General features: G+C 68.8%; 27 protein-coding genes. 11 read left to right on the top strand and 16 right to left on the bottom strand.

The window, feature by feature from the left end; translation table 11 throughout:
* The 3 genes from EOW65_RS11850 to EOW65_RS11840 are packed head-to-tail and all read left to right on the top strand — an operon-like array spanning position 1 to position 3,049.
* Positions 1–717 (top strand): ATP synthase F0 subunit B, encoded by a 717-nt coding sequence (locus EOW65_RS11850; protein WP_128149676.1) that lies wholly within the window; start codon positions 1–3, stop codon positions 715–717.
* On the top strand, positions 714–2,219 hold the full coding sequence (locus EOW65_RS11845) for a F0F1 ATP synthase subunit alpha (protein WP_128149674.1): 1,506 nt from the start codon (positions 714–716) through the stop codon (positions 2,217–2,219). The genes EOW65_RS11850 and EOW65_RS11845 overlap by 4 nt, the downstream gene beginning before the upstream one ends.
* Positions 2,216–3,049 (top strand): F0F1 ATP synthase subunit gamma, encoded by an 834-nt coding sequence (locus tag EOW65_RS11840; protein ID WP_128149672.1) that lies wholly within the window; start codon positions 2,216–2,218, stop codon positions 3,047–3,049. Before EOW65_RS11845 ends, EOW65_RS11840 begins: the two co-directional genes overlap by 4 nt.
* Positions 3,050–3,100: 51 nt before the next feature.
* Here the strand turns inward: EOW65_RS11840 and EOW65_RS11835 are convergent, their stop codons facing one another.
* On the bottom strand, positions 3,101–3,274 hold the full coding sequence (locus EOW65_RS11835) for a DUF1328 domain-containing protein (protein WP_121530877.1): 174 nt from the start codon (positions 3,272–3,274) through the stop codon (positions 3,101–3,103).
* A gap of 173 nt (positions 3,275–3,447) precedes the next feature.
* Between EOW65_RS11835 and EOW65_RS11830 the strand changes: the two genes are divergently transcribed.
* Entirely contained in the window at positions 3,448–3,651 is a 204-nt protein-coding gene (locus EOW65_RS11830) for a PLD nuclease N-terminal domain-containing protein (protein WP_164880080.1), read from the top strand.
* A gap of 66 nt (positions 3,652–3,717) precedes the next feature.
* Here EOW65_RS11830 and EOW65_RS11825 read toward each other — a convergent pair whose 3' ends face one another.
* The 4 genes from EOW65_RS11825 to EOW65_RS11810 all read right to left on the bottom strand — a co-directional run bounded on the left by EOW65_RS11825 (position 3,718) and on the right by EOW65_RS11810 (position 7,485).
* Positions 3,718–4,932 carry a phospholipase D-like domain-containing protein gene (locus EOW65_RS11825; RefSeq protein ID WP_128149670.1) on the bottom strand — a complete coding sequence of 405 codons (1,215 nt, stop codon included), beginning with the start codon at positions 4,930–4,932 and terminating at the stop codon, positions 3,718–3,720.
* 71 nt (positions 4,933–5,003) lie between these two features.
* Positions 5,004–6,770, bottom strand: coding sequence for a sensor histidine kinase (locus EOW65_RS11820; protein WP_128149668.1), 1,767 nt, complete (start codon positions 6,768–6,770; stop codon positions 5,004–5,006).
* Positions 6,767–7,342 (bottom strand): RNA polymerase sigma factor, encoded by a 576-nt coding sequence (locus tag EOW65_RS11815; protein WP_128149666.1) that lies wholly within the window; start codon positions 7,340–7,342, stop codon positions 6,767–6,769. Before EOW65_RS11815 ends, EOW65_RS11820 begins: the two co-directional genes overlap by 4 nt.
* Positions 7,339–7,485 (bottom strand): NepR family anti-sigma factor, encoded by a 147-nt coding sequence (locus EOW65_RS11810; RefSeq protein WP_113898661.1) that lies wholly within the window; start codon positions 7,483–7,485, stop codon positions 7,339–7,341. Before EOW65_RS11810 ends, EOW65_RS11815 begins: the two co-directional genes overlap by 4 nt.
* Positions 7,486–7,583: 98 nt before the next feature.
* On the opposite strand from EOW65_RS11810, the gene EOW65_RS11805 reads away from it, so the two are divergent.
* Positions 7,584–8,381: a response regulator gene (locus EOW65_RS11805; RefSeq protein ID WP_128149664.1), complete on the top strand. Its 798-nt coding sequence runs from the start codon at positions 7,584–7,586 to the stop codon at positions 8,379–8,381.
* Between the two features lie 83 nt (positions 8,382–8,464).
* Here the strand turns inward: EOW65_RS11805 and EOW65_RS11800 are convergent, their stop codons facing one another.
* On the bottom strand, positions 8,465–9,304 hold the full coding sequence (locus EOW65_RS11800; protein WP_128149662.1) for a universal stress protein: 840 nt from the start codon (positions 9,302–9,304) through the stop codon (positions 8,465–8,467).
* A gap of 125 nt (positions 9,305–9,429) precedes the next feature.
* Between EOW65_RS11800 and EOW65_RS11795 the strand changes: the two genes are divergently transcribed.
* Positions 9,430–10,293: a YihY/virulence factor BrkB family protein gene (locus tag EOW65_RS11795; protein ID WP_128149660.1), complete on the top strand. Its 864-nt coding sequence runs from the start codon at positions 9,430–9,432 to the stop codon at positions 10,291–10,293.
* On the opposite strand, the gene EOW65_RS11790 is transcribed toward EOW65_RS11795, so the two are convergent.
* Positions 10,278–11,486, bottom strand: a complete 1,209-nt coding sequence (locus EOW65_RS11790; RefSeq protein ID WP_121530861.1) for an acyl-CoA dehydrogenase — start codon at positions 11,484–11,486, stop codon at positions 10,278–10,280. The genes EOW65_RS11795 and EOW65_RS11790 overlap by 16 nt on opposite strands.
* A gap of 92 nt (positions 11,487–11,578) precedes the next feature.
* Between EOW65_RS11790 and EOW65_RS11785 the strand changes: the two genes are divergently transcribed.
* On the top strand, positions 11,579–12,469 hold the full coding sequence (locus EOW65_RS11785) for a LysR family transcriptional regulator (RefSeq protein WP_113898372.1): 891 nt from the start codon (positions 11,579–11,581) through the stop codon (positions 12,467–12,469).
* Here EOW65_RS11785 and EOW65_RS11780 read toward each other — a convergent pair.
* The 5 genes from EOW65_RS11780 to EOW65_RS11760 all read right to left on the bottom strand — a co-directional run bounded on the left by EOW65_RS11780 (position 12,463) and on the right by EOW65_RS11760 (position 19,690).
* Entirely contained in the window at positions 12,463–16,080 is a 3,618-nt protein-coding gene (locus EOW65_RS11780; RefSeq protein ID WP_128149658.1) for a translocation/assembly module TamB domain-containing protein, read from the bottom strand. The two genes, EOW65_RS11785 and EOW65_RS11780, sit on opposite strands and share 7 nt — an antisense overlap.
* The gene (locus tag EOW65_RS11775) at positions 16,080–17,858 is read right to left on the bottom strand and encodes an autotransporter assembly complex protein TamA (RefSeq protein ID WP_240664653.1); all 1,779 of its coding nucleotides are present in this window, start codon (positions 17,856–17,858) and stop codon (positions 16,080–16,082) included. Before EOW65_RS11775 ends, EOW65_RS11780 begins: the two co-directional genes overlap by 1 nt.
* Before the next feature lie 134 nt (positions 17,859–17,992).
* Positions 17,993–18,523, bottom strand: coding sequence for an isopentenyl-diphosphate Delta-isomerase (idi, locus tag EOW65_RS11770; protein WP_128149654.1), 531 nt, complete (start codon positions 18,521–18,523; stop codon positions 17,993–17,995).
* A gap of 110 nt (positions 18,524–18,633) precedes the next feature.
* A complete protein-coding gene (gene secB / locus EOW65_RS11765; protein ID WP_128149652.1) occupies positions 18,634–19,137 on the bottom strand; it encodes a protein-export chaperone SecB in 504 nt (167 codons plus the stop codon).
* 52 nt (positions 19,138–19,189) lie between these two features.
* Positions 19,190–19,690 carry an FxsA family protein gene (locus tag EOW65_RS11760; protein ID WP_128149650.1) on the bottom strand — a complete coding sequence of 167 codons (501 nt, stop codon included), beginning with the start codon at positions 19,688–19,690 and terminating at the stop codon, positions 19,190–19,192.
* Positions 19,691–19,784: 94 nt separating this feature from the next.
* Here EOW65_RS11760 and EOW65_RS11755 point away from each other — a divergent pair, with 94 nt between their 5' ends.
* Genes EOW65_RS11755 through EOW65_RS11745 form a run of 3 tightly spaced genes read left to right on the top strand, consistent with a single transcriptional unit; the run spans position 19,785 to position 21,916 of the window.
* Positions 19,785–20,444 carry a Tim44/TimA family putative adaptor protein gene (locus tag EOW65_RS11755; protein WP_128149648.1) on the top strand — a complete coding sequence of 220 codons (660 nt, stop codon included), beginning with the start codon at positions 19,785–19,787 and terminating at the stop codon, positions 20,442–20,444.
* A gap of 3 nt (positions 20,445–20,447) precedes the next feature.
* On the top strand, positions 20,448–21,320 hold the full coding sequence (mltA, locus tag EOW65_RS11750; protein WP_128149646.1) for a murein transglycosylase A: 873 nt from the start codon (positions 20,448–20,450) through the stop codon (positions 21,318–21,320).
* Positions 21,317–21,916: a Smr/MutS family protein gene (locus EOW65_RS11745; RefSeq protein WP_128149644.1), complete on the top strand. Its 600-nt coding sequence runs from the start codon at positions 21,317–21,319 to the stop codon at positions 21,914–21,916. Before mltA ends, EOW65_RS11745 begins: the two co-directional genes overlap by 4 nt.
* Here EOW65_RS11745 and EOW65_RS11740 read toward each other — a convergent pair.
* From EOW65_RS11740 to hslV, 3 genes are read right to left on the bottom strand one after another with little or no spacing between them, the layout of a single operon-like run.
* A complete protein-coding gene (locus EOW65_RS11740) occupies positions 21,913–23,004 on the bottom strand; it encodes an alpha/beta hydrolase (protein WP_164880079.1) in 1,092 nt (363 codons plus the stop codon). The genes EOW65_RS11745 and EOW65_RS11740 overlap by 4 nt on opposite strands.
* A 57-nt stretch (positions 23,005–23,061) precedes the next feature.
* Positions 23,062–24,366 carry an ATP-dependent protease ATPase subunit HslU gene (gene hslU / locus EOW65_RS11735; protein ID WP_128149640.1) on the bottom strand — a complete coding sequence of 435 codons (1,305 nt, stop codon included), beginning with the start codon at positions 24,364–24,366 and terminating at the stop codon, positions 23,062–23,064.
* Positions 24,363–24,920: an ATP-dependent protease subunit HslV gene (gene hslV / locus EOW65_RS11730; RefSeq protein ID WP_128149638.1), complete on the bottom strand. Its 558-nt coding sequence runs from the start codon at positions 24,918–24,920 to the stop codon at positions 24,363–24,365. Before hslV ends, hslU begins: the two co-directional genes overlap by 4 nt.
* A 91-nt stretch (positions 24,921–25,011) precedes the next feature.
* On the opposite strand from hslV, the gene EOW65_RS11725 reads away from it, so the two are divergent.
* On the top strand, positions 25,012–25,917 hold the full coding sequence (locus EOW65_RS11725; protein ID WP_128149636.1) for a hypothetical protein: 906 nt from the start codon (positions 25,012–25,014) through the stop codon (positions 25,915–25,917).
* A 47-nt stretch (positions 25,918–25,964) separates the two neighbouring features.
* Here the strand turns inward: EOW65_RS11725 and trxA are convergent, their stop codons facing one another.
* Entirely contained in the window at positions 25,965–26,285 is a 321-nt protein-coding gene (gene trxA / locus EOW65_RS11720) for a thioredoxin (RefSeq protein ID WP_121530835.1), read from the bottom strand.
* Between the last annotated feature and the right edge of the window lie 54 nt (positions 26,286–26,339).

Genomic DNA, 26,339 nt, shown 5'->3' with positions numbered 1-26,339 from the left:
ATGAGCTTCGACTGGGTCACATTCGGCTTCCAGCTGGTGAACGTTCTGGTTCTGCTGGCGATCTTGCAGCACTTCCTGTTCCGCCCGGTGGCCGAGATCATCGCCAAGCGTCAGGCGGAAACGCAGGAGGCGCTGCGCCGTGCCGAGGCCGCCGAACAGGACGCCGAAGCGGCCGAGCGCGCCGCCGAAGAGGCCCGCCATCAGACCGAGGCCGCGCGCCACGATGTGCTGACCGCGGCCCAGGACGAGGCCGAGGCACAGCGCAAGGCGATCCTCGATGCGGCGCGGGCCGAGGCGGCGTCACTGGTGCAAAAGGCCACGGCGCAGGCGCAGGCGACCGTCACCGGCGCGGCGGCCGAAACGCTGACGCGCGCGCGCGATCTGGCCGAGGTGATCGCGCGGCGCGCGCTGTCGGCGCAGCCTGACGGCGCGGGCTATGCCGCGCGGCTGGCGCAGGCCCTTGCGGCGCTGCCCGATGACCAGCGCGCGGCAATCCTGTCGGGCGCGAACCTGCGGCTTGCCGCCCCGGCGCCGCTGAGCGCCGCAGATCGGGCCGCGGCGCTGGCCACACTCGGCCTTGAAAGTGCGGGTTTCGAGCAGGATCAGAGCCTGATTGCCGGGCTCGAACTGCGCTCGGACACCGGGCTGGTGCACAACTCGCTGGCGCATGATCTCGACCGGATCGCGCGGGCCCTGACGGCGGAGGCGGCGGCATGAGCGACGCCCCCCTCGACGGGCTGAAGGCGAAGGTGGCCACGGCCGAGCTTGGCCCCGAGGCCGAGGAGATCGGCACCGTCACCCATATCGCCGATGGTCTGGCCGATATCTCGGGCCTGCCCGACGCGCAATTCGGCGAGATCCTGATCTTCGACACCGGCGCGCGCGGCTTCGTGCAGATGCTTGACACCGAGAGCGTCAAGGCGGCCTTTCTCGACCCGATGACCGGGGTCGAGGCGGGCTCGGTGGTGCGCCGCTCGGGGCAGCTTCTGTCGGTGCCGGTGGGCAAGGGGTTGCTGGGCCGCGTCGTCGATCCGCTCGGCCGGCCGCTCGACGGGCTCGGGCCGATCGTGGCCGAGGCGATGATGGAGACCGAACGTCCCGCCCCCGAGATCATCGAGCGCGATTTCGTCGCCGAGCCGGTCGAGACCGGGATCCTCGTCGTCGACGCGCTCTTCGCGGTTGGGCGCGGCCAGCGCGAACTGATCATCGGCGAGCGGCAGACCGGCAAGACCTCGATCGCCATCGACGCCATCGTGAACCAGAAGCGTTCCGACATCATCTCGGTCTATGTCGCGATCGGGCAGCGCAGCACCGCGGTGCGCCGGGTGATCGAGGCGGTGCGCGAGAAGGGCGCCTTCGAACGCACGATCTTCGTCGTCGCCCCCGCCACGGCCGAGCCCGGGCTGCGCTGGCTTGCGCCCTTTGCCGCGACGACGATGGCGGAATGGGTGCGCGACAGCGGCGGGCATGCGCTGATCGTTTATGATGATCTCACAAAACATGCCGCCGTGCACCGCGAGCTGGCGCTGCTGTCGCGCCAGCCGCCGGGGCGCGAGGCCTATCCGGGCGACATCTTCTATCTGCATTCGCGGCTGCTGGAACGCTCGGCGAAGCTGTCGAAGGAGAAGGGATCGGGCTCGCTCACCGCGCTGCCGATCGCCGAGATCGAGGCCGGGAACCTGTCTGCCTATATCCCGACCAATCTGATCTCGATCGCCGACGGGCAGATCGTCACCTCGGCGGCGCTGTTCGCTGGCAACCAGCGGCCGGCAGTCGATATCGGCCTGTCGGTCAGCCGGGTCGGCGGCAAGGCGCAATGGGGGGCGCTGAAGGCGGTTTCGGGCCGGGTTCGGCTCGATTACGCGCAATATCTGGAAATGAAGATGTTCTCGCGTTTTGGCGGGTTCGGCGATGCGGCGATGAAGGCGCGGTTGGCGCGGGGCGAGCGGATCGGCGCGCTGCTGACCCAGCCCCGGTTCGAGCCGCTGTCGACGCCCGCGCAGGTGGCGCTGCTCGCGGCGCTGGATGCGGGGGGGCTCGACACGATCGAGCCCGGGCAGATCGCCGCGGTGAAACAGGCGCTCGAGCCGCTGATCGCGGCCGAGCCGAGGCTCGCCGCCTTCCGCGAAAGCCCGGCGAAACTCGACGACGAGTTGCGCGCGGTGCTGGTCGCCTGCGTGAAATCGGCGGTCGGGCGGATCACCGGGGGGGCGACGTGAGCCGGCCCGAGGAGATCCGCGACCGGCTGGCGAATGTTCACCAGATCGGCTCGATCATCTCCACGCTGCGGGCGATTGCCGCCGCGCATCAGGCCGAGGCGAAGGCGCATCTGCAGGCGATCCGGGCGCAGGAGGCCGCCGTGGCCGAGGCGCTGTCGGCGGCGCTGGCGCTTGGCGGGCCGACTGGTGCCGGCGCGCCGGCACCTGGCATCACCATCGTCATCGGCGCGGCACAGGGGTTTTCGGGCACCTATGGCGAGCGCATGGCCGAGGCGGCGCAGGCCGCCGTGCAGGCGGGCGACCGGCTGATGGTGGTGGGCAGCCGCACGCTTGGGGCCCTTGCGGATCAGGGGCTTGCCCCTGACTGGAGTGCCGAGATGGCGCCGCATGCGCCCGAGGTGCCGCCGCTGGCGATCCGCATGGCCGACGCGCTGTTCGAACGGCTGGCCGAGGCGCCCGAGGCCTCGGTGCGGATGATCCACGCCGACCCCGACGACATTGGGGCGGGGCCGCAGCACCGCAGCCTGTTTCCCTTCGACACCAGCCGTTTCCCGCCCGATGCCCGGCCCGCGCCGATGCTGAACCTGCCGGCACAGAGCCTGATTGCGTCGCTGATCGAGGAATATGTCTTCACCGAGATCTGCGAGGGGCTGATGCTGGGCTTTGCGGCCGAGAACGCGGCGCGAGCCGAGGCGATGGGGCGCGCGCAGACCGCGGTGAAGCGCATCGCCGGCGATCTGCGGCAGGAGTTCCAGCGTTCGCGGCAAGATCAGATGACGACCGAGATCGTCGAGCTGGCCACCGCGGCCGAGGCCGTGGGCGAGGCCTGACACGAAAAGGGCCGCCCCGGGGCGGCCCTTTCGGCGTCGTCTCCCGCCCGGTCAGACCGGCGGTTGACCGCGCAGCGCGCGCGCCAGCATGGCGACGACGAAGAGGATCAGGAAGATCACGAACAGGATCTGCGCGATCCCGGCAGAGGCGCCGGCGATGCCGCCGAAACCGAGCGCCGCGGCGATCAGCGCGATGATCAGGAAGGTCAGTGCCCAGCCAAGCATGGTGTCTCTCCTTATGAATGGGGGATGCGGGCTGTCCCTACATCTTATGCCATCCCAACGTCCGGGGCCGGGCGGGGTTCCGATCCGGCGCCCGCAGAAATTTCTTGTTCCGGCGGGAACCCGAGCGGGACGGCGCGCGTTTCTCCCGCGGATTACAGGCGAGGACATCGGCGATGGGCAGCAACATGATGCATCTGAACGGGGTCTGGGGGCTGGTGATCCTGGCGCTCGATCTCTGGGCGCTGGTCTCCATCGTCACCTCTGGCCGCAGCACCGGGTCCAAGGTTCTCTGGGCGCTTCTGGTGATCCTGCTGCCGGTTCTGGGCTTTCTCGTCTGGCTCGTGGCGGGGCCGCGCGCCGCGTCGCGAAACGCCTGATCCGCCGCGTTTTCCCTTCCCTCGACTGGCCCCGCCGCCTCGGATGCGGGGCCTTTTTCTATGCGCTCAACTGCGCAGGCGGCTGTCGGGAAGCAGGACGCGGGCGCCGGTGACGCCGGTGCGGGCATTCTCCTGTGCCAGCTCGCGCCAGGCGGAAACCGCCCGCACAGGGTCGAAAAAGCCTTCACCAGCGGCCTCGGGCAGCCAGTGCCGCATCAGGGCGTTGCGCAGCCCGGCAACGTCATCGCCGCGACGCAGGTAAAGCCCGGCATGGGTTTCCACGCGCAACGCGCGCCGGCTCAGATCGGCCGAGCCGGCAATTGCCGCTTCCTCGTCAAACAGCGTGACATTGGCGCAGCCCCCGGGCGCAAGGCCGACGAAAAGCCGCGCGGCGAAGGCCCGCGCCAGGATCGCCAGCGCCTGACGCTGGCGCAGCCGGTCGAGCCAGCTGCGGCCCGCGGGCTCGGTTTCGGGGAGGATCAGGATCAGCCCCAGCTGCGGTGCGGCCGCGGCGCGTTGCGCGAAATTGCGGGCAAGGCCGAGGCAGTCGAAGCTCTGCGTCTCGAGATAGACGAGGCGCTGCGCGCGGCGCAGCAGCATGGAATGCGCGGTCTCGACCTCGTTGGCGAGGCGGCGCGGTGCGATTGGCCCGGCAAGGCCCGGGCGTGGGCAGGACAGCGTGCGCAGCAGCCGTTGCGCGGGGGGGACGGGGCCTACGCCCGCGGTGAAGGCGGCGAAGCCGTCGAGGTGGCGGCGTGCCTCGGCCACCACCGGGCCCTCGGCGCTCAGAAACAGGCGGCGCCCTGTCTGCGCGCCGGTCGGGGCGGCCGACAGGAACAGTCGCCGGTCGTCGACAAGCGCCAGGGCCTGGCGGTGGCCGCGCGGGAAGAGGCCGAAGGGCCAGCAGCCGCCTTCTGCGCGCGCGGCGGGGTGGGACAGGCGCGTCACCGTCAGCCGGCCGGCCAGGCCACCCGCCTCGGCCGCCTGTGTGATCGCGGCGAGGGCGGTTGCGGCTTCGGCACCCTCGGTCGCATCGAGTGCGATCGAGACCGAGACCCCGCGGCGCAGCAGGTGGTACAGCAGATCCGCCCAGCTCGGGCCAAACAGGCGCGCCCGGGCCGAGAGCAGCGGGCACGCCGGATCAATGCTCGCGAAGCTGGCGGCAAGGCTGCGGCGGGCATCAAGCACCGCGGCCTCGAAGGCGAGGCGCGCCTTGATGCCGTCCGTCTCCCAGCCGATCCGCCCACGGGCGTTGATGCCCGCCTGTCTGAGCCGTTCCATGATCTTTCCCGATCCGCAGCCGCGGAGTCCTGCGTGATGAACCGGGATCCCGCCGCCCGGTTCCCGGAAAATCAGCCTCGCGCCCGCTCCTCGTGGCGCAGCTCGGCCTCGTCGAGCGGGCGCAGGTCGAACTGCACGGTGAGCGCATAGCTGCCGGGCAACGTTTCGACCTGCATCTGCCCGCCGAGCTGCTGCACGAAGGCGCCAATGAGCTGCGAGCCGAGCCCCGTGCCCTCGGCCGCCTCCGGCGGCGTCGGCTCGGCGGCGGCGGCCACGGTGTTGCGCACGACCAGCTCGACACGTCCGGGGTTCGGCGTTTGCAGCGTCACGCTGAGCTTCGGCATGCCGGTGTCGGCCGAGGCGTATTTCATCGCGTTCGTCATCGCCTCGGTCACCAGCAGTGACAGCGGCACCGCCTGATCGGGGGTCAGGCGGATCGGCGCGATTCTGGTCGTCACCTCGATGCGCCGGCCCGGGCCGGTGGCGAGGCGGGTGATCTGGCGCACGATGTCGGGGATCAACTCGTTCGCGCTGATGTCCGACAGGCCCGAGGTCTGGTAGAGACCACGGTGGATGGTGGCGAGGCTGATCACCCGCTCCTGCAGCGAGCGCATCAGCCCCTTCGCCTCGGGGGAATGCGCCTTGCGCATCTGCATGTTGATGATCGAGGCGATGAGCTGCAGGTTGTTCTTTACCCGGTGGTGGACCTCGCGCAGCAGCACCTCCTTGTGATGGATCATGTCCTCGAGCTCGGCCTCGTCATGCAGGATCGTCTCGGTCATCTTTTCGTAGGTCTCGGCGAGATTGCGGATCTCCTGCGGCGCGCCCTCGACCTCGAGATTGTCGACGATGCGGCTGCCCGAGGCGAAGCTTGCGAGCGCCCGCGACAGTCTCTGCACATGCCCGATCACCAGTTTCTGCATCGCGAAATAGGCGACGAAGAGCGAGGCCGCCCACATCAGCGCCGGAAACAGCACCGGCGGGAAGCGGGTGACGGAGCCGAAGGCCGTGTCGGCGGGCCAGGAGCCGAGCGCATAGAGCAGGTCGGGCACCAGCTCCACAACGGAATAGACCCGCGCATTGCCGCGCCGCGATTCGGCGGTGAAGGTGGTGGCGCGGTTGCGTGCCAGCTGTTGCAGCGAATGGTCGACGGGCAGGCGGTTCGGCGCCTCCTCGATCCCGGCCGAGGAGGTCAGGATGTTGCCGGTGCTGTCGAAGGTTATGATCACCAGCGGCCGTTCGCTTGCAGGGGCCTGGGCGTCCTCGGCCGAGGCCAGTTCGCTATGCGGCAGCGACAGCGAGATCACGCCGAGCCGGTTGCCCGCGCTGTCGGTGACCGGCTGGGCGATGCGCAGGATCGACGCCTTCGAGATCGGCCCGTCGGGATAGACCGCGAAGGAGGGCTCCGGCTCGGCGATCATCCGGTCAAACAGCGGGTTGCCGGAAAAGTCGAAGCTCTGACCGGTGGAGGCGCAGCTCATGTGCCCGTCGAGCGGAATGAAGGCTGCGAGCGAGAGGTGACCGTCGGCCTTGGCCACCCGGCGCATCAGCGCCGAACAGGCGGCCGGGTCGGCGATCAGCGGCGGCACCAGATCGCTCAGCAGCCGTGCCTCGGCCTGTGCCTGCTGGATCAGCCGGGTCTCGCCCGACACCGCGCGCAGTGTCTCGCCCATCAGCGCCGCCTCGGAGCGCGCCCGGGCCTCGCGCATCATCGACAGCGACTGCACGATCGCGATCAGCAGCAGCGGCGACAGCGCGATGGCGAGCAGGAGCGCGAGCCGGACCCCAAGCCGGCCAAAGGCATTGCGGCCCCCGGGGTCGCCCTCGCCGTCGCTCATGCGGCCGCAATCCCCGATTGCCCGATCACCCCGAGCGCTGCCTTGTCGGCCGCGACGAGGATATCCTCGCCCTTTTCGAGGTGCAGCAGCTCGGCCAGCCGGGCGCGGGCCCGGTTTGCGCGGCTTTTCACCGTGCCGACGGCGACGCCCATCATCTGAGCCGCCTCCTCATAGGCAAAGCCCGAGGCGCCGACGAGCACCAGCACCTCGCGGTGTTCGGGAGAGAGCTGGTCGAAGGCACGCAGGAAGTCGTTCATCGCGAGGCGGCCGTCATGCGCGGGCTTCTCGCACAGGCGGGCTGCATGCAGGCCATCGGGGTCGGGCAGCTCGCGCCGGCGTTTGCGCAGGTCGGAATAGAAGGTGTTGCGCAGGATGGTGAAGAGCCAGGCGCGCAGATTGCTGCCGGGCCGGAACTTGTCGATGTTGCTCCAGGCCTTGACGATCGTGTCCTGGACAAGGTCGTCGGCTCTGGCGGAATTGCGGGTCAGCGACATCGCGAAAGCGCGCAGCGCCGGCAGGTGCCCGGGCAGCTCGTCGCGCGGATCTCCCGGCGGGGTGGAGGGCGCCGTCATGTACCGCCCGCCTTTTCCCTGAGTTGTGCCAGCAGGATCTTGAACCGGTCGGGCACCTCTTCCTTCAGCGCGTCTTCGTAGACCCGCTTCAGGTTTTCGTTGATCTGATCCCGGATGCTGGCCTTCGACGTATCGTCAGCCATGTCTTTGTACATTTTCTTCGGATCCCCGTAGCGTCTCATGGAACCGAACTCGGTGCCAGACGTTTGGTTCCCGAAAAAACGGAAAGAGGGAGCTTTTCATGCCCACCGATCTTGCGGGGACCATCGGCGCGAACCTGCCCTACCTGCGCCGCTATGCGCGGGCCCTCACCGGCAGCCAGGATACGGGCGACCGCTTCGCCGCCGCGACGCTCGAAGCGATTCTCGCCGATCCGGCGCCCCTCGACGGCGCGGGCGATCCGAAGCTGGCGCTGTTTCACGCCTTCCACCTCGTCTGGGCCTCGGCCGGGGCGCCACTGGGCGAGCCCGACAGCCGGCTGTCGGCGCGGGCGCAAGATCACATGGCGAGGCTGACACCCAACACCCGCGAGGCGCTGTTGCTGAACGCGATCGAGGGGTTTCGCCCCGAGGAGATCGGCACGATCCTGCAACTCGGCGCCGAGGAGGCGGTCGGGCTGATCGACATCGCGCTGCGCGAGATGGAGGCCTCGGTCGCGGGCAAGGTGATGGTCATCGAGGATGAGGCGATCATCGCGATGGACATCCAGGGCATCGTCGAGGAGATGGGCCACCGAGTGAGCGGCAGCGCCGCCACCCGGCGCAGCGCGGTGGCGCTCGCCGCGCGCGAAAGGCCGGACCTGATCCTCGCCGATATCCAGCTTGCCGACAATTCCTCGGGGATCGACGCGGTGAACGACATCCTCGAGCAGTTCGAGGACCTGCCGGTCGTCTTCATCACCGCCTTCCCCGAACGGCTGCTGACCGGCGCGCGCCCCGAACCCGCTTTCCTGATTACCAAGCCCTATACCGAGGCTCAGCTGCGCTCGGCGGTAAGTCAGGCGATGTTCTTCGCTTCGACCGAGACCCTGTCCGCCTGAGGCACGCAGACCCCGCCCCGGCATCTGCCGGGCCCCGGTCTTGCGGATTTGTGCCGCACCAGGGTCTGATGACGGATGCCGGCTCAGCGCACCAGCAGCACCGGCACCTTGCACGAGCGGATCATCGCCGTGGTGGTCGAGCCGATGATCAGCGAGCGGATGCGCGAATGGCCATAGGCGCCCATCACCAGCATGTCGAAGCCGGCGCTGTCGACCAGATTGCCAAGCGCCACGTCGGGCACGCCGCCCACGGTCAGCGTCTCGGTCGCGATGCCGCCGCCGCGCAGCAGCGCTGCCGCATCGGTCAGCCGGCGCTCGGTCTCGGCGGTCTTCACGCCGACGGCGACGACGGTGATCTGAAGATCAGGGAACAGCGGCGAGCGGGCGATATAGTCGATCGCCTTCAGCGACGAGGCGCCGCCGTCATGCGCGACCAGCACCTTCTTGATCGGCCGGAAGGCGCGCGAGGCGACCAGAACCGGATGCGTCGCCGTGCGCACGATCCGTTCGAGATTCGAGCCGAGGTGCTCGATGGCGAAATCGGCGGCCTCGCCGCGCTTGCCGATCAGCACCATCTCGGCGCCCATCTCGTGGCGGGCAAGCGTGTCGAGCAGATCGCCGTGCACAAGCTCGCTCGAAACCGCCTGCAGGCCGCTCTTGGTCAGCATATGGCGCGCATCCTCGAGGATGGCGATGCCGCGATGGGTGACGAGGCGGGCGCGTTGTTCGTCCACCGCGGCCAGCTCGGCCTGCAGCGCCGAGCGCGTGCCCAGCCCTTCGGACGGGGTGGGCGTGCCGCGCCGGCCGAGAACGTGCAAAAGCTCGACCGAGGCGTCCATGCGCTTGGCCACCCAGGCAGTGTGGTCGCACACGCTGGCCGAATAGATCGAGCCGTCGACGAAGGCGATGATCCGTTTGCTCATGACAACCTCGAAGCGCCGGAGGAACCTTTCGATATCGCTAGCCTTTTCGCGGGCGAACGGAAAGGGCCTTGCAGTCGCAGTTGCGTGTGCCGGCATGGTTGCGCCGCCCGGCCCCTTGAGGGAAGGTGGCGAAAAAGGGTTTTCGCGTGCGCGGCATCTGGACATTTCTTCTGGCGCTGGCCGGCCGGCTGGCCGACACCAAGATCACGCTGATCGCGGCGGGCGTCGCCTTCTATGCAATGCTGGCGGTGTTTCCCGGCATCTCGGCGACGATCGCGGTCTGGAGCGCCTTTTCCGATCCGATGGTGATCGAATCCTATCTGCAGGTGGCCGATGATTTCATTCCGCCCGAGGCCTACGAGATCCTGAACACGCAGATCATGGCGCTGCTCAGCGGGCCGCGCGACGGCATCGGGCTGTCGACGCTGATCTCGGTTGCCGTCGCGCTGTGGTCGGCGCGGGCGGGTGTCGGCGCGCTGATCGAGGGGCTGAACGTGATCCACGGCACCCATTCGCGCACTACGCTGCTCAGCTATCTCTTCGGCTATGTGATGACGCTGGCGCTGGTCGGGGTGATGCTCGCCGCGCTCGCGACGATCGTCGTGGTGCCGATCGCGGTGAACTTCCTGCCGTTTCACGCGCTCACGGCCTGGCTGCTGTCGGGGCTGCCCTGGGGCGGGATGCTGCTTCTGATGCTGACCGCGCTCGGCATCCTCTACCGCTACGGGCCGAACACCCGCGGCGGGCGCGACCCGATCCTGACCTTCGGCGCGATCCTCGCCGCGCTGGTCTGGGCCGGGGCCTCGCTGGCGCTGACCTACTACCTTGCGAACTTCGGCAGCTACAACAAGATCTACGGCTCCATCGGCGCGGTGATCGCGCTGATGATGTGGCTCTATCTCAGCGTGTTCTCGGTTCTGCTGGGGGCGGCCCTGAACGCGGAACTGGCCGCGTGCAGGGCGCGCCGCGCCACTCAGAAGAACGCCTGAAGCCCGGTGATCGCACGGCCGAGGATCAGCGCGTGCACGTCATGCGTGCCCTCGTAGGTGTTCACCGTTTCAAGGTTCACCATGTGGCGGATCACCTGGAACTCGCCCGAGATGCCGTTGCCGCCGTGCATGTCACGCGCCAGCCGCGCCGCATCCAGCGCCTTGCCGCAGTTGTTGCGCTTGATGATCGAGATCATCTCGGGCGCGGCATTCGCCTCGTCCATCAGTCGGCCGACGCGCAGGCAGCCCTGCAGGCCGAGGCTGATCTCGGTCAGCATGTTGGCGAGCTTGAGCTGATACAGCTGGGTCTGTGCCAGCGGCTTGTTGAACTGCTTGCGGTCGAGCCCGTATTGCCGTGCGGCATGCAGGCAGAACTCGGCGGCGCCCATCACACCCCAGGCGATGCCATAGCGGGCGCGGTTGAGGCAGCCGAACGGGCCCTTCAGCCCCTCGACGCCGGGCAGCAGCGCGTCTTCGCCGACCTCGACATTGTCCATCACGATCTCGCCGGTGATCGAGGCGCGCAGGCTGAGCTTCTTGCCGATCTTCGGCGCGCTCAGACCCTTCATCCCCTTCTCGAGGACGAAGCCGCGGATCTTGCCGCCATGCGCCTCGGACTTCGCCCAGACGACGAAGACATCGGCGATCGGGCTGTTCGAGATCCACATCTTCGAGCCGTTCAGCACGTAGCCGCCGGCGGTCTTCTTCGCCACGGTCTTCATCGAGGACGGGTCCGAGCCCGCATCCGGCTCGGTCAGGCCGAAGCAGCCGATATATTCGCCCGAGGCGAGCTTCGGCAGGTATTTCATCCGCTGCTCTTCCGAGCCGTAGGCATAGATCGGATACATCACCAGCGAGCTCTGCACCGACATCATCGAGCGATAGCCCGAGTCGACCCGCTCGATCTCGCGCGCGACCAGACCATAGGCCACGTAGGAAGCGCCGATGCCGCCGTATTCCTCGGGCACGGTCACGCCCAGAAGGCCCATCTCGCCCATCTCGCGGAAGATCGCCGGATCGGTCTTCTCATTCTCGAAGGCCTCGATGGCGCGCGGCTGCAGCTTTTCCTGCGCATAGGCGCGGGCGGCGTCGCGCAGCATCCGTTCTTCTTCGGTGAGCTGCAGATCCAGGCGGAACGGGTCCTCCCAGTTGAAGCTGGAGAGGTCAGGGGCATCTTTCGGCTTCAGGGCCATCGGGGGTCCTCCATGTGTTTCATGCTTTATGGGCCTGTTTCCTGCGTGTTTCTACCGCTATTCTGGCGGCAGATCATGCACGGAGCACATACATGAGCCTGCCGCGCCGCTATATTCCCTCGGTCTCGCTGCTGTCTGCCTTCGAGGCGGTGTGCCGGCTTGGCTCGACCGCCGCCGCGGCGCGCGAGCTGAACCTGACGCAAGGGGCGGTGAGCCGGCTGGTGCAGAACCTCGAGGGGCAGCTTGGCGTCACGCTGTTTCGGCGCGAGGGGCGGCGGCTGCAGCCGACGGAGCCCGCGCTCGCCTATGCGCGCGACGTGCGCAAGGCGCTCGAGCTGATCGCGCGGGCCTCGCTCGGGCTGCGGGCCAATCCGGGGGGCGGGGTGCTGAACCTCGCCATCCTGCCCACCTTCGGCACGCGCTGGCTGGCGCCGCGGCTTGGCGCCTTTCTGGCCGCAAACCCGGGGATCACGCTCAATCTCGGCACCCGGATGCGGCCCTTCGATTTCGCCTCGGAGACCTTCGATGCGGCCATTCATTTCGGCGTGCGGCCGTGGCCGGGGGCCGAGCATCTGGCGCTCTTCGAGGAGCGGATCGTCGCCGCCTGCTCGCCCGAGTTCGCCCGCCAGCATCCGATGACGGTGCCGGCGGATCTGGAAAAACAGTCCCTGTTGCAGCTGGAATCGCGGCCGAACGCCTGGAATGCCTGGTTCGCGCATCACGGGCTCGAGGCGCCGCACACGCAGGGCATCATGTTCGACCAGTTCGCGCCGATGACCCAGGCGGCGGTGCATGGCGTCGGCATCGCGCTCCTGCCCGAGTTTCTCGCCCGCACCGAGATCGACGAGGGGCGGCTGGTGCGCACCCCCGGCGACGTGGTCGCGGGGGTGGGCACCTATTCGCTGGTCTGGCCGGCCGATGTCGCGCCCTCGCCGCCGCTGATCGCCTTTCGCGACTGGATCGCCTCGGTCGCGGCTCAGTAGTCCTTTTCGAAGTAAAGGCCGAGCGAGCTGTCGCCAGCCGAATCGACGCTGCCGCGCGCCGTCAGATGCGAGGTCACGTCGAGGTTCAGGTTGATCGCGGTCGAGCCCGAGCTTTCCACCTCGACGTCGGTATAGATGTTCTCGGACAGGTATTTGCCGGCGCGCAGCGTGGCATTGCCCGAGGCATCCGTGCCGATGTCGAGGTCATCGAGGCCGAAGCCCTGACGCAGCTTCGCCACGATCCCCTCGCCGCCCTTGCCGGCCAGCGAGGCGACGGCCGAGGCGAGCTGTGCCGCCTGCAGCGGTGACAGGTTGGTCAGGCCGCGGTTGAACAGCAGCCGTGCCAGCACCTCTTCCTCGGGCAGATCGGGCGAGGAGGAAATCTTCAGCTCGGGCGCCGAGGCATCACCCTCGAGCGTCAGGGTGATGGTGTAGTCATCCTGCTCGGTCACCGCGCTGAACAGGATCCAGGGCACCAGCGCCCCCTGCATCGCCACCTGCCCCTCGCTGAGCGTGAAGCGTTTCGCCAGCACGTCGAGCCGGCCGCGGATCAGGCTGAACTGGCCGATCGGCACAATGTTCGCGGTGGTCCCGGTCAGCCGCAGCGCGCCGCCCAGCTCGGCGTCAAGGCCCCGGCCACGCACGAAGATCTGCTTCGGCGCCGAGATCGTGACGTCGAGCGCATAGGGTCTGCTGCTGCCCGAACTGCCCGCGCTGTCCTGTTGCAGCAACCCGGCCCGGGCGCGGGTTGTGCGGGTGGCAGCGGTTTCGTGCAGATGCGTGATGTTGGGGATGGCGGCCGCGCCGCCAAGTCCGGTCGAGGGCACGCGCAGCTCGGTCTCGGCCAGTGTCAGCGCGCCCGAGATTTTTGCGCCGCCCGCCATCGGTCCGGCGATGCGCAACGCTCCCGAGACGCGGGTGTCATAAAGCTCTGGGTCGCGCAGATGGGCGCCGTTCAGCGTCAGTGCAAGGTCGGCCGCATAGGGCGCCGACAGTGTCACCGGCCCTTTCAGCGCGACTGTGCCGCCGCCCTTCAGCGCGCCGTCGAGTGCGAGCGCCACCCGCCCGCCCGACAGATCGGCGCGCAGCCCGATGTTTTGCAGCACCAGACCGAAGGTCGGCGCGGTCAGCCGCAGGTCGGTGCCGGTGATCCGGCCCGACAGCGCCTGCAGCCCGGGCGCGCCCTTCATCTGCAGATCGAAGCGCAGCGGCCCCTGCACCGAGCGCGGCGAGAGGAAGGGGTTCGCCAGCGCGGTCTCTGTGGTGCCGGCGATCTTCAGGTCGGCGTTGGCGAAATCGGCCGCGACCGAGCCGGTGACGGCCGCCTGTGTGCCGCCCGGTCCGGTGCCCTTGAGGTCGATCCCATAGCCCTTGCCGCTGTCGGTGACGGTGCCCGCAAGCGTGACCGGTCCGGCAAAGCCCGGTGCCAGCAGCGCCGCATTCGCCAGCCGTGCCGAGAGCGCGATGCGTTGCGCCGCACCCTCGGGGGTGCCGCTCGCCTTCGCGCTCAGCTGCGGCGTGGCGAGGTCGAGGCTTTTCAGCAGCGTCCGCCCGTCCTTCTGGTCGATCAGAAAGGTAATCCGGCTCTCGCCCGCGAGGATCCGGTCGATCTCGGCCCGGCCGGAGGCGAGGTTCTTCGCCACTGCCTCGGCGCTGATCTCGCGCGCGCCCTCGACATCCGAGACCCGTGCCGTGGCGTTCAGTGCGCCGCGATAGCCGCGGCCCAGCACCGAGAGGTCAGGCAGGGTGATCTTCGCGGTCAGATCGTTCTTGCCGGTCGAGAGCCTGCCCGAGGCGGTGGCATCAAGGCTGCCGGCACTGGCGTGGAAGCTGCGCAGCAGGAGCCCGGTCTCGTCGCGCTTGGCCGAGGCCTCGATCGCCGAGGTGCCGGCGAGCAGCGCATCCGCCTCGGCGACGCCGGTCTTGATGTCCTGCCCGGTCAGGGTCGTCTCGAGGTCGAAGGCGCCGGTGAGAAGGGTCATGCTGCCCTTGACCTTGCCCTCGGCCGCGCCCGACAGCGGCTGGCCGGCGAGCGCGGCAAAGTTCGACAATGCCGCGGCGCGGGCGTCGAGATCGGCGGTCACGTCGATCCCGCCTGACAGGTTGTCGAGGGTCAGAAGGCCCGAGAGCGACAGGTCGCGACCGATCACCTTCAGCGCCGGCAGGCGCAGCGGCTTGCCCCTTTGCCAGAAGAACACGGTGCGGCCGGTGACGAAGGGGCCGATCGCCGAGGCGAGCGCCGGGTCCGCCATCTCGATGCCGTTCGCGGTGAAGGTCAGCGTGCCGCCTGCGGTCGGGGTGCCGTCCGCGGTGCCGATCCGGCCGGATCCGGCCAGACGCAGGCTTTGCACCTTGGCGGTGGGCTCGGCGAGCGCCTCGAGCCGCGCGTCGAGTGTCCAGCCGTCCGAGGTGGCGCTGTCATAGGCCAGCGAGACGGTGCCCTTTTGCAGCATCGTCTGTCCGCCCGAGACCGGCAGAAGCACCGGCGCGCCCGAGGCAAGGCCGAGCTTTGCCGTCAGGTCGAAGCGCGCGGGCAGGCCCGAGGGCAGCAGGTCGAGCTGCCCCGACAGGCTGAGCGCCTCGCTGTCGACGCTGAGGCTGGTCAGGCTGAGCGCGCCGCTGGGCGCCCGCTCGCCCGCGACCGAGATCGCGCTCTGGGTGCCGAAGAAGTCGTGGTATTCGGGCGGCAGCAGCGGCGTGATGTCGCCGCCGAGAAGCGCGCGGAAGCCCTGCACCGGGGCACTGCCCGCGGGCGCGCCCTTCGGCACCGATGCGGTTAGCGTCACCTTGCCGGTCAGCCGCGGCGCGCCCTCGGTGCTGAGCACGGTGTCGGCGCTGAACGCATCGAGCGTGCCCGAGCCGGCGACGGCTAGCGTCAGTGCCGGGGTGCCGGGCAGGCCCGCCAGTTTCGACACGATCCCGTCCTTGCCCTCGTCGACCAGCAGGTCGATCGAAAGCGCGCGGCTGGCATTCGCAAAGCTGCCGTTGAACGAGACCTTGCCCTTCGGCCCGCCGCTGCGGGTGATGTCGAGTTTCGCGCTGCCCTCGCCGCCCGCAAGCGACATCGCGCCGTTCACCGCCAGCGTGACCTCCTCGCCCAGAACCGGGGCGCCGAGCACCACCTTTTGCGCCTTGAGCGCGCCGATCTCGACCGAGACCGGCAGCTCGGGCAGCGCGAAGGGCTTGGCCTCGGGGCTGGGCGCGCTGCTCGCGGCGGCGACCGGCAGGCGGGGCAGGTCGATCTCGTCGGCGGAAAGCTCGCCGATCTTGATCCGCCCGGTCAGGATCGCGGTGCGGTCCCAGGCGAGGGCGCCGTTGCGGATGGTCAGCCAGACCCCCTCGTCATCGGCGATGGTCAGCGTGTCGAAGGTGGCGCGCGAGGACAGCGCGCCCTTGAACCCCTCGAGCCGGATGGTGCGGCCCGCGCCCGAGAGATTGTCTTCGATCAGCCCGGTCAGATAGGAGCGGTCGCGCTCGGTCTGCTCGGCGGTGGGCTCGGCCGGTGCGCTGGCGGGGGCCTGCACCGTGGCCGGTGCGTCGGGAAGCGTCACGTCCTGCGCGGCGGCGGCGAGCGGGGTGAGAAGCAGGAGGAGAAGAGCCAGAATGCGCATCAGAAGGCCTGCCCGATCCCGAGATAGATCTGCGCCCCGTCGCCGGTGCTGCCGCTGACCGGCGCCGCGATGTCGAGCCGGATCGGCCCGATCGGGGTGTTGTAGCGCAGCCCGAGGCCCGCGCCCGACTGCCATTCGCCACCGCTGAAATAGTCACCGGCGCTGATGAAGCCCGCGTCGTAGAAGGCGACGAGGCCGATCGTGTCGGTGATGCCGGCGCGCAGCTCGCCCGAGACGCCGAGGAAGCGGGTGCCGCCGGTGCGCAGCGTGCCGCCCTCGAGCTCGTCGACGCCGAGCGATTCATAGGGCTGGCCGCGCACCGTGCCGCCGCCTCCCGAATAGAACAGATAGTCGCGCGGCGTCGTGGCCAGGCTTGGCCCGAAGACGCCGCCGATCTGCGCGCGGCCGGCAAGCACGAAGCGGTTGTCGGTGCCAAAGCCCTTGTAGGCGCGGAAGTCACCCTTCAGCTGTGCGCCCGATCCGGTGTCGCCAAGCCCGACGAAGGGGGTCAGCGTCACCATGCCGTAATAGCCCTTCGTGGCATTCGCGGCGACGTCGCGGTTGTCCCAGGTGAGGGTGTTCGGGAAGGCGACCTGGCGGAAGATCGTCCGGCCGGAATTGTCGTTCACCTCTGACCACTGGTATTCGACCGCGCTTTCGCCGGTCAGCCGGTCGTTGAAGATATGCGACAGGCCGAAGCCGAGGGTAAAGGCGCGCTCGTCGTAATCCTCCTCGTAGGTCTTGGTGATTTCCGAGACGACGAAGGCCGAGGTGTCGGGGGTGAAGGTGGCGGGCCGGTCGAGCCGGGCGCCAAGGGTGTAATCGGTGCCGCCGGTCGCACCGCCGACGCCCGCGATCTCGGCGTCGATGCGCAGCTTCTCGCCGCCGCCGAAAAGGTTGCGGTGCAGCCAGTAGCCGTTCAGCGTCAGCCCGTCGGAACTTGCAATCTCGGCGCCGGCGCCCATCCGGCGCAGCTTTTCCTCGACCACGGCCAGTTCGACATCAAGGCTGTTGTCGGGGCCGAGCTTGTCGGCCTCGGTCAGGGTGACCGAGCTGAAGATGCCGGTGCGGCGCAGCCGGGTGCGGACCTTGTCCATCTTCTCGGGCGCGTATTTCTCGCCGGCGGGGAAGCCGGCGATCTCGACCAGACGCTTGCTGCGCAGCCGCTTGTTGCCCGAGGTATGCAGGTCGCCGAAATGCACCACCGGGCCGGGGGCGAGGGTGACATCGGCGGCCAGCGTGTTGGCGCGGTGATCGGCGATGATCTTCTGCCCGGCGACGGCGGCCTTGGCGTGGCCGGCCTCGCGCCAGCCGGCGACGCCTGCGGTCGCCGCCTCGACGATCAGGCCCGAGCGGGCGGTGGCGCCGATCCTGTAGTCCTTCGGCAGCTGGGTGCCGGGGGCGACCGGGGCGATCGCCGCCTGCGAGAAGACGAAGCGCGGGCCGGGCTCGATCGTCAGCTCGATCTGGCCGATCCGGGCCGGCGCGTCCATCGGCGCGATTGCCGCCGCCTCGTGCCCGTCGATGCGGATCGAGATCGTGCCGGAGTAATAGCCCTGATCGTAGAGCACCCCCAGAAGGCGGGCGTAATCGGCCCGTGCTGAGGCAAAAAGATCCTGTGCGTTCGGGGACTTGGCCGCCCCCGCCTCGCGCGAGAGCGAGGCATTCTGCAATGTCGTGCGCAGCGCCTCGTCGGCACCCGGTGTGATGAAACTGACCAGATCCGCGGCATGGGCCGGCCCGGCCAGAACCGAGGCCGCGAGAATGGCGGAAAACACGAATTGCGGACGACGCACAGAAACACTCCCATCACAGTGTTTCCAAGATGCAGGATTGGCCGTCGAATGCCCAGAGCCGGCACTGCGATCGCGCGGGTTTTTCCGGCCCTCGGCGGAAAATTGACCGCGGGTGCTCAGCCGCGGGTCAGCGCGCCGAAGATCCGGTCCATATGTTCGGCGAGGTAGATCGCCAGCCATTTCGAGAACCGCTCGGGGTGGCGGCGGGCCTCGGCGGCAAGGTCATAAAGCCCGATCCAGCGCACCTCGGCCACCTCCTCGGGGTCCGGGGTGATCGTCATGCCGGGGCGGGCATAGGCGAGGTAGATGTCCACCACCTCGTGCTCGATCAGCCCGTTGCCGACCTCGGCGCGGTATTCCAGCCGGTCGGCATGGGCCGGATAGAGCCCGGTGATGCCCAGCTCCTCGTTCAGCCGGCGCAGGGCGCAGTGCTCGGGCCGCTCGTTCCACTGCGGATGGGTGCAGCAGGTGTTCGCCCATAGCCCGGGCGAGTGATATTTCGTCTCGGCGCGGCGCTGGATCAGCACCTTGTCGCCGTCGAGCACGAAGACAGACACCGCCGGATGGCGCAGCCCGCGACGGTGCACCTCCATCTTGTCCATGGGGATCAGCCGGTCGCCGACCCAGACGGGGATCTCGTCGCTCATCGCACTCCTGCGGGAAATGGAAACGCCGCCGCAGAATGCCCGCGGCGGCGCCTGATGTCATCGGGTCACGGTGCCGCTGAGGCAGCGTGCCGCGGCCCGGATGGATGGGTTCAGGACACGTGGGCGGGCGCTTCGGCCGCCTGCGCCTCTGCCCGGCGGGCCAGCTCGGCGCGGTAGAGCGCGACGAAATCGATCGGCTCGAGGTTGAAGGGCGGGAAGCCGCCGTCGCGGGTCACGTCCGAGACGATGCGCCGCACATAGGGGAACAGCTGACGCGGGCATTCGATCAGCAGGAAGGGGTGCATCTGCTCTTCCGGCACGCCTTCGATGTGGAAGATCCCGCCGTAATCAACCTCGAGCAGGTACAGCGGCGTGTTGTTCGCCTTGTTCGTGGCGGTGATCTTCAGCTTCACCATCACCTCGAACTGATGCTCGACCGAGCGCTTGCGGGCGTCGAGGCTGACCTGCACCTGCATCTCGGGCTGCACGTCATTGCTTTGCAGCCCCTTCAGCGCCACCGCGTTCTCGAAGGACATGTCGCGCACGAATTGCGCGAGGATGCTCATTTTCATCTGCGGCGCCTCGGGCGCGGCGCCGTTCGTCTGCTGGGTCATGTGTCCCTCCACTGTCTGTCTGCGCCGGGTGTAGCATCCCGGCCCGCGCGTCTCAATGGCGCGTCCAGCCCGAGGGGCCGCGCGGCGGCAGGTTCGTGGGGTCGATCTCGTGGAAATCGCCATCGATCACGCCGGGTCCGGTGTCGCGCCGGCCGAAATCCTGCGCGCCGAAGCCCTGCGTCGCCCCGCCCATCGAGAAGCTCGCCACCTGCACCCGCGTCGACAGCCAGCGCAGCACGGCGTCACGCACCTGCGGGATCAGCAGCAAGAGCCCGCAGGCATCGGTGAAGAAGCCGGGGGTCAGCAGCAGCGCGCCGGCAAAGAGGATCATCGCGCCATGGGCGAGCGGCGCCGTCGGATCGCCCAGTTCCGCCATCGAGCGGCGCAGGTCCGCCATCGCCCGTGCCCCCTGGCTGCGCACCAGCACCGTGCCGAGCATCGCCGTCAGCACCACGATCGCCAGCGTCGGCCACAGCCCGATCAGCCCGCCGACGCGGATGAACAGGGCAATCTCGATCACGGGCACGGCCAGGAAGGCCAGAAAGAACCACATACATCACTCCTTGGGCGCCGGTGGACTTGATCGCGCCCGTAGCCTACATAAGTGGGGAGTGCGAATTTACAAACCTGCCGCGAAACGGAACCTCATGTCGAACGCCGTCATTCAGCTTATCGTCCTCGCCGGGATCGCGATTTTCCTGATCCTGCGGCTGAAGAACGTGCTTGGCACCCGCGACGGGTTCGAAAAGCCGGTCGTGCCGCTCGAGGCGGCCGAACCGGCCGAACGCCGCGCCTTCGAGGTGATCGAGGGCGGCCCCGATCGCGACATCATCGACCATGTGCCCGAGGGTTCGGACGCCGCTGTGGCGCTGGCGCAGATGAAGCGGCTTGAGCCCGCCTTCAGCGTGGCCGAGTTCCTGAAAGGTGCGCGCGGCGCCTATGAGATGATCGTGATGGCCTTCGAGACCGGCGATCTGGAGAAGGTGCGCCCCTTCCTGTCGCCTGACGTCTTCGACGCCTTCAATGCGGCGGTGCAGGACCGTGCCGCCCGCGGGCTCGAGGTGCAGGCGGAATTCGTCGGGTTGCGCGAGCTTGTGCTGAGCGAGGCGAGTTTCGACCCTGCCACGCAGGAGGCCGAAATCACCGTGCGCTTCGGCGGCGAGCTGATCTCGGTGGCGCGCGATGCTGCCGGCACCGTGGTCGAGGGCGATGCCCGCGCGCCGCGCAAGCAGCGCGATCTGTGGACCTTTGCGCGCAAGATGGGCAGTGCCGACCCGAACTGGCAGCTTGTGGCGACGGGCGGCTGAGCCATGCGCCCGCTCGACTGGGCAGAGATTCCCGGCTGGGACGAAGACGATCACGCCGCCGCACGGGCGGCGTTTTGCGTGACGGGCGATGCGCCCGAAGGCGATGCCCGCGCCTGGTTCGAGGCGGCTTTCGAGCCGGTCGAGGTGACCGATCCGGGGGCTGCGCATTTCACCGGCTATTACGAACCCGAACTGCCCGCGTCGCGGTCGCGCTCGGCCCGCTTTCCGGCACCGCTTTACGCGCTGCCCGCCGGGTTCGACTTTTCCCGCCCCTGGGCGAGCCGGGCCGAGATCGCCGCGGGCGATCTGCTGGCGGGCTATGAGATCGCCTTCGTCGACAGCGCGATCGAGGCGTTCCTCGCACAGGTGCAGGGCTCGGTGCGGTTGCGGCTTGCCGAAGGCGGTACGCTGCGCCTCGGCTTTGCCGGCAAGAACGGCCAGCCCTATCGCTCGATCGGGGCCGAGCTGGTGGCGCGCGGCGTGGCGCCGGTGGCCGAGATGACGCCCGACCGGATCCGCCGCTGGTGCGCGCAGAACCCGGCGGCGGTGCAGGATCTGCTGAACACCAACCCGTCCTTCGTGTTCTTCCGCCGTCTCGACCTGCCCGAGGGCACCGGCCCGATCGGCGCCATGGGCCAGCCGGTGACCGCCGGGCGCAGCCTTGCCGTCGACCCGGAGGTGATCCCGCTTGGCAGCCCGGTCTGGGTCGATTGTCCGGGTTTCGGCCGGCGGCTGATGGTGGCGCAGGACACCGGCTCGGCGATCCGCGGCGCGGGCCGGGGCGATCTGTTCCTCGGCTCCGGGGCCGAGGCCGGGCGGCAGGCCGGGGCGATCAACGCCCGCGGGCGGATGATCTGGCTGCGGAGGCGTGGATGAAACGGCGCCGCAAGCTGAGTTCGGAAGAGCGCGAGCTGTGGGACAAGGTCGCGGCCTCGGCCCGGGCGATGCACCCGAAACACCCGAAACCGGCTGAAACAGAGCCTGTTTTGCCGCCGGACCCCGTCTTGGTGCCGCAAAAGCCGCCGCGCTTCGAGGCGAAGGCCTTCCGCCTGGGCCAGACCGCCGCGCCGCCGCGGCACGGCCATGATCTTGCCCCCAGCATCGGCGAGCATCTGGCGCGCCAGCCGGTGGTGATGGACCGCAAGGCGCATCGCGCGATGACCCGCGGCAAGCTCGAGCCCGAGGCGCGGCTTGACCTGCACGGGATGACGCTGGCTGAGGCGCATCCGGAACTCATCCATTTCGTGCTCAGCTCTGCCGACCGCGGCTGCCGGCTGATCCTGGTCATCACCGGCAAGGGCAAGCGTGGCCTCGACGAGGGGCCGATCCCGCAGCGCATGGGTGTGCTGCGCCACCAGGTGCCGCACTGGCTGCGGCTGCCGCCCCTGGGCGCGGTGGTGATGCAGGTGAGCGAGGCGCATCTGAAGCACGGCGGCTCGGGCGCCTACTACGTCTATCTGCGCCGCCGCTAGCCGCCGATCGCCTCGACCGGCGTCAGGATCACCTGCTTGGCGTCCTGCACCGTCATCACCACTCCGGCAAGGAAGGTGGAATTGGCCGATTGCGCGCCCTCGAGGATCTTCGCGAGACGGCTGGAGCTGCGCAGAAGCTGGATCAGCGCCGGCGAATTGCCGATGTTGAAATGCCCCTCGCGGGTGTTGAAGGCGCCGGTTTCCACCACCGTCACCTTCAGGTCGGCCAGCCGGTCGACGCTTGTCATGTTGCCAAGCCGGGCGCGCTCGCCGCTCAGCCGCGAGGACAGCAGCAGCGCCTTGTCCTTTTGCGAGGTGAAGATGATGAAGGGCTGCGGCAGTCGGCCGATGCGCTTCGCTTCGGCACGGAACACGTCGACGTCGATGTCGGGCGAGATCAGCACCACGCCCGAAATCCGCGCCATCGTCTCGGTATCGCGGGAAATCGCCACCTGACGCAGGGTTTCCATGCTGAGCGCGGCCCCCATTGAATGGGCGACGATGACGATGTGACGGGCGCCGGCAAGGCGCAGATCACGCAAGAGCGTCTCGAACCCGTCGCGGGCGAACAGCGCCGAGTCGTGGTCATAGGCATAGCCCATCACCTGCCCGCGCGAGGGCCAGGAGTAGTGCACCAGCACCCCGGGCAGGTCGAAATCCGCGCCGAGCTGGGCAAAGCGGTAAAGCCCTTCGGCGAAGTTCGTGTTGTAGCCATGTACGAAAACGATCGCCTCGTTGCCATTCTGGGCCAGGGCGCGATGCAGGTCGGTGCGGAAGGTGGCGGGGGTCGGATAGATCTTTGATCCGGCGACGAGGAAATCGCGTTTCGGGTCGGGTTTGCGCCCGGCTTCGGACACCTGCAGCTCACCTATGCGGCGCTCGGGAGGCACCGCGACGTCGAAGCGCGCAAGCGTCAGCGTCGGGCTGCGGGCAAAACCGAAATCCTGCCCGCTTTGCAAATCCTGGCCTCGGGTCGAGCCGACGAAGATCGGCCGCGCCGGCGCGGTGGGATCGGGTGCATAGGCGATTTCGGCGCGCGGCGCGCAGCCGGCAAGGGCGATGAGCAGGGCGAGGACGATCTTGCGCACGGGGCCTCCTTGGCTGCGCGCAAGATAGCAGATGCCGCCCGTTTCGCCAGCCGGACGTCAGAGCACGTAGCGGCTGAGATCGGTCGAGCGGGAGAGGTCGCCCAGATGCTTCTCGACGAAGGCCGCGTCCACCACCACGCTCTCGCCGCCGCGGTCGGGGGCGGAGAAGGACAGCTCCTCGAACACCCGTTCCATCACCGTGTAGAGCCGCCGCGCGCCGATGTTCTCGATCGTGCGGTTGACCTCGGCGGCGATCCGGGCCAGCGCCGCGATGCCCTCGGGGGTGAAGCTGACGGTGACCTCCTCGGTGGCCATCAGCGCGGTGTATTGCCGGGTCAGGGCGTTGTCGGTCTCGGTCAGGATGCGGGTGAAATCGTCTTCGGTCAGCGCCCGCAGCTCGACCCGGATCGGCAGCCGGCCCTGCAGTTCGGGCAGCAGGTCCGACGGCTTGGCGATGTGGAAGGCGCCCGAGGCGATGAACAGGATATGGTCGGTCTTCACCGGGCCGTATTTCGTCGAGACGGTGGTGCCCTCGATCAGCGGCAGCAGGTCGCGCTGCACGCCCTCGCGCGAGACATCGGCGCCGCGGGTCTCGGCGCGGGCGGCGACCTTGTCGATCTCGTCGATGAAGACGATGCCCGACTGCTGCACCGCCTCGAGCGCCGCGGCCTTCACCGCCTCGTCGTCCAGAAGCTTGTCGGCCTCTTCCTGGATCAGCACCTCATAGCTTTCCGCGACGGTCATCTTGCGCCGGGTGCGCCGGGCACCGCCGAAGGCCTTGAACAGGTCCTGCAGACCCTGCATCTGCGTTTCCATGCCCGCACCGCCCAGGCCCATCATCGGCATCGCCGGGGCGGCATCGGCCACCTCCAGCTCGATCACCTTGTCGTCGAGCTCGCCCTTCTTCAGCTTCTGGCGGAACAGATCGCGCGTGCCCTCGCGTGCGTCGTGGCCAGCGAGCGCCTCGATCACCCGGTCCTCGGCCGCCTTGTGGGCGCGGGCCTTGACCTCCTCGCGCATCCGCTCGCGGGTCTCGGTCACGGCGACATCGGTCAGGTCGCGGATGATCTGCTCGACATCGCGGCCGACATAGCCGACCTCGGTGAATTTCGTCGCCTCGACCTTGAGGAAGGGCGCCTTCGCAAGCTTGGCCAGGCGGCGCGAGATCTCGGTCTTGCCGACGCCGGTCGGCCCGATCATCAGGATGTTCTTCGGATAGACCTCCTCGCGCAGCTCGGGCGCAAGGTGGCTGCGCCGCCAGCGGTTGCGCAGGGCGACGGCGACGGCGCGCTTGGCGTCCGACTGGCCGATGATGAAACGATCAAGTTCCGAGACGATCTCGCGCGGGGTCAGGTCGGTCATTTCGCGATGCTCTCCACCGTCAGGTTGCCGTTCGTGTAGACGCAGATGTCGGCCGCGATCGCCATCGCCTTGCGGGCGATCGTTTCGGCGTCGAGATCGCTGTCGATCAGGGCGCGCGCGGCGGCAAGCGCGTAATTCCCGCCCGAGCCGATGGCGGCGATGTCATGTTCGGGTTCCAGCACGTCGCCTGCGCCGGTGATGACGTAAAGGTCGGCACCGTCGGTGACGATCAGCATCGCCTCGAGGTTGCGCAGGTACTTGTCCATGCGCCAGTCCTTCGCAAGCTCGACGCAGGCGCGGGCCAGCTGTCCGGGCGCGGCCTCGAGCTTCTTCTCCAGCCGCTCGAGCAGGGTGAAGGCATCGGCGGTCGAGCCGGCAAAGCCCGCCACCACGTCGCGCCCGCCCGGCGAGAGGCGACGCACCTTGCGCGCCGTGCCCTTGATTACCGTCTGGCCAAGGCTGACCTGCCCGTCGCCCGCCACCACCACGCGTCCGCCCTTGCGCACGCCGATGATCGTCGTGCCGTGCCAGCCGGGGAATTTGTCTTCCGCCATGTCACCCTCCGTTTGCGCTGCCAGATATGAGGGCGCGGGCGCCGCGCTGCAACCCTTGCCCGCAGCGCGGCGCCCGCGTAGCCTGCGGCCCATGTGTGCGAGTGAAACCCTGACCCTCTATCTTGACGCCCCCGCGCTGCAGCGGGTCGAGGCCGGCACGCACAACTTCTTCGGCAAGGTGATCGCGGCGGTGACGGGCGCCGGCTGGCAGGTGTCGCTTGCCGAAAGCACGCTGGCCAATCGCCTCGTGGCGTCGGCACGTCCGGGCTATGCGCTTTACCACATGGAAGAGCCGACGCATGAGCGCGCGCTGACCTGCCGGCGCAGCTATGTCGGCGCCTTCTGGCAGATCGAGGCGATGGCGGAGCGCTGGCACTGGCCGGTGGCACGGGCGGCCTTCGACCCCGAGACGGTCGATGCGCGGCAGGCGGAGACCTTCTTCCGGAACTGGAAAAACAGGCTCTGGCCCGGCGGGTGCGACACCTCCGACCGCGGCCATATCTTCGTGCCGCTGCAGGGGCGGCTGCTTGACCACCGCCGTTTCCAGTCGATGAGCCCGCTTGCGATGCTCGAGACGCTGCTGGCGCGCACCGACCGGCCGGTCATCGCCACATTGCACCCGAACGAGATCTATCCCGACGACGAGATCGCGGCGCTCGCGGCGCTCGCCGCACGGCAGCCGCGGCTGAGCGTGCAAAAGGGCGGCTCGGCCGAGGTGCTGGCGGGGGCCGCGATGGTCGCCTGCGAGAACAGCACGATGGCCTTCGAGGGGTATTTCCTGGAAAAGCCCGCGCTGCTTTTCGCGCAGATCGACTTCCATCACATCGCGGCGAGCGTGCCGCGCGACGGGATCGAGGCGGCCTTCGCGCCCCGGACCGCGCCCGACTATCGTCGCTATCTCTACTGGTTCCTGCAGCTGCGCGCGATCAATGCCGGGCGGGACGACAGCGGCGACCGCATCCTGGCCGCGCTGCGCCGCAACGGCTGGCCGATCTGAAAAGGGCGCCCGAAGGCGCCCTTTTTGTCAAACTGGTCCAGCGGCGATCAGAGCGCCGACTCGATCCACGACTTCAGCGCGGCCTTCGGCGCGGCGCCGACCTTGTTCGAGACGACCTGGCCGTTCTTGAACAGGAACAGCGCCGGGATGCCGCGCACGCCCAAAACGGCCGGGCTGTCGGGGTTCTCGTCGACGTTGACCTTGGCGATCTTCACCTTGCCTTCGAACTCGGCCGCGATCTCTTCGAGCGACGGGCCGATCATGCGGCACGGGCCGCACCATTCAGCCCAGAAGTCGACGACGACGGGGATGTCGGAATTGCGCACTTCCTGATCGAAAGTGGCGTCGGTGACGGCAACAGTGGTCATGGGGTTCTCCTGAGGGTCTGGTTGCGGGGAAGGTAGGCCCCGCCCCCCGAAGCG

The organism is Paenirhodobacter ferrireducens (genome assembly GCF_004022265.1).
Taxonomy (GTDB): Bacteria; Pseudomonadota; Alphaproteobacteria; order Rhodobacterales; family Rhodobacteraceae; genus Rhodobacter; species Rhodobacter ferrireducens.
This window is presented reverse-complemented; position numbering and strand designations above follow the sequence as displayed.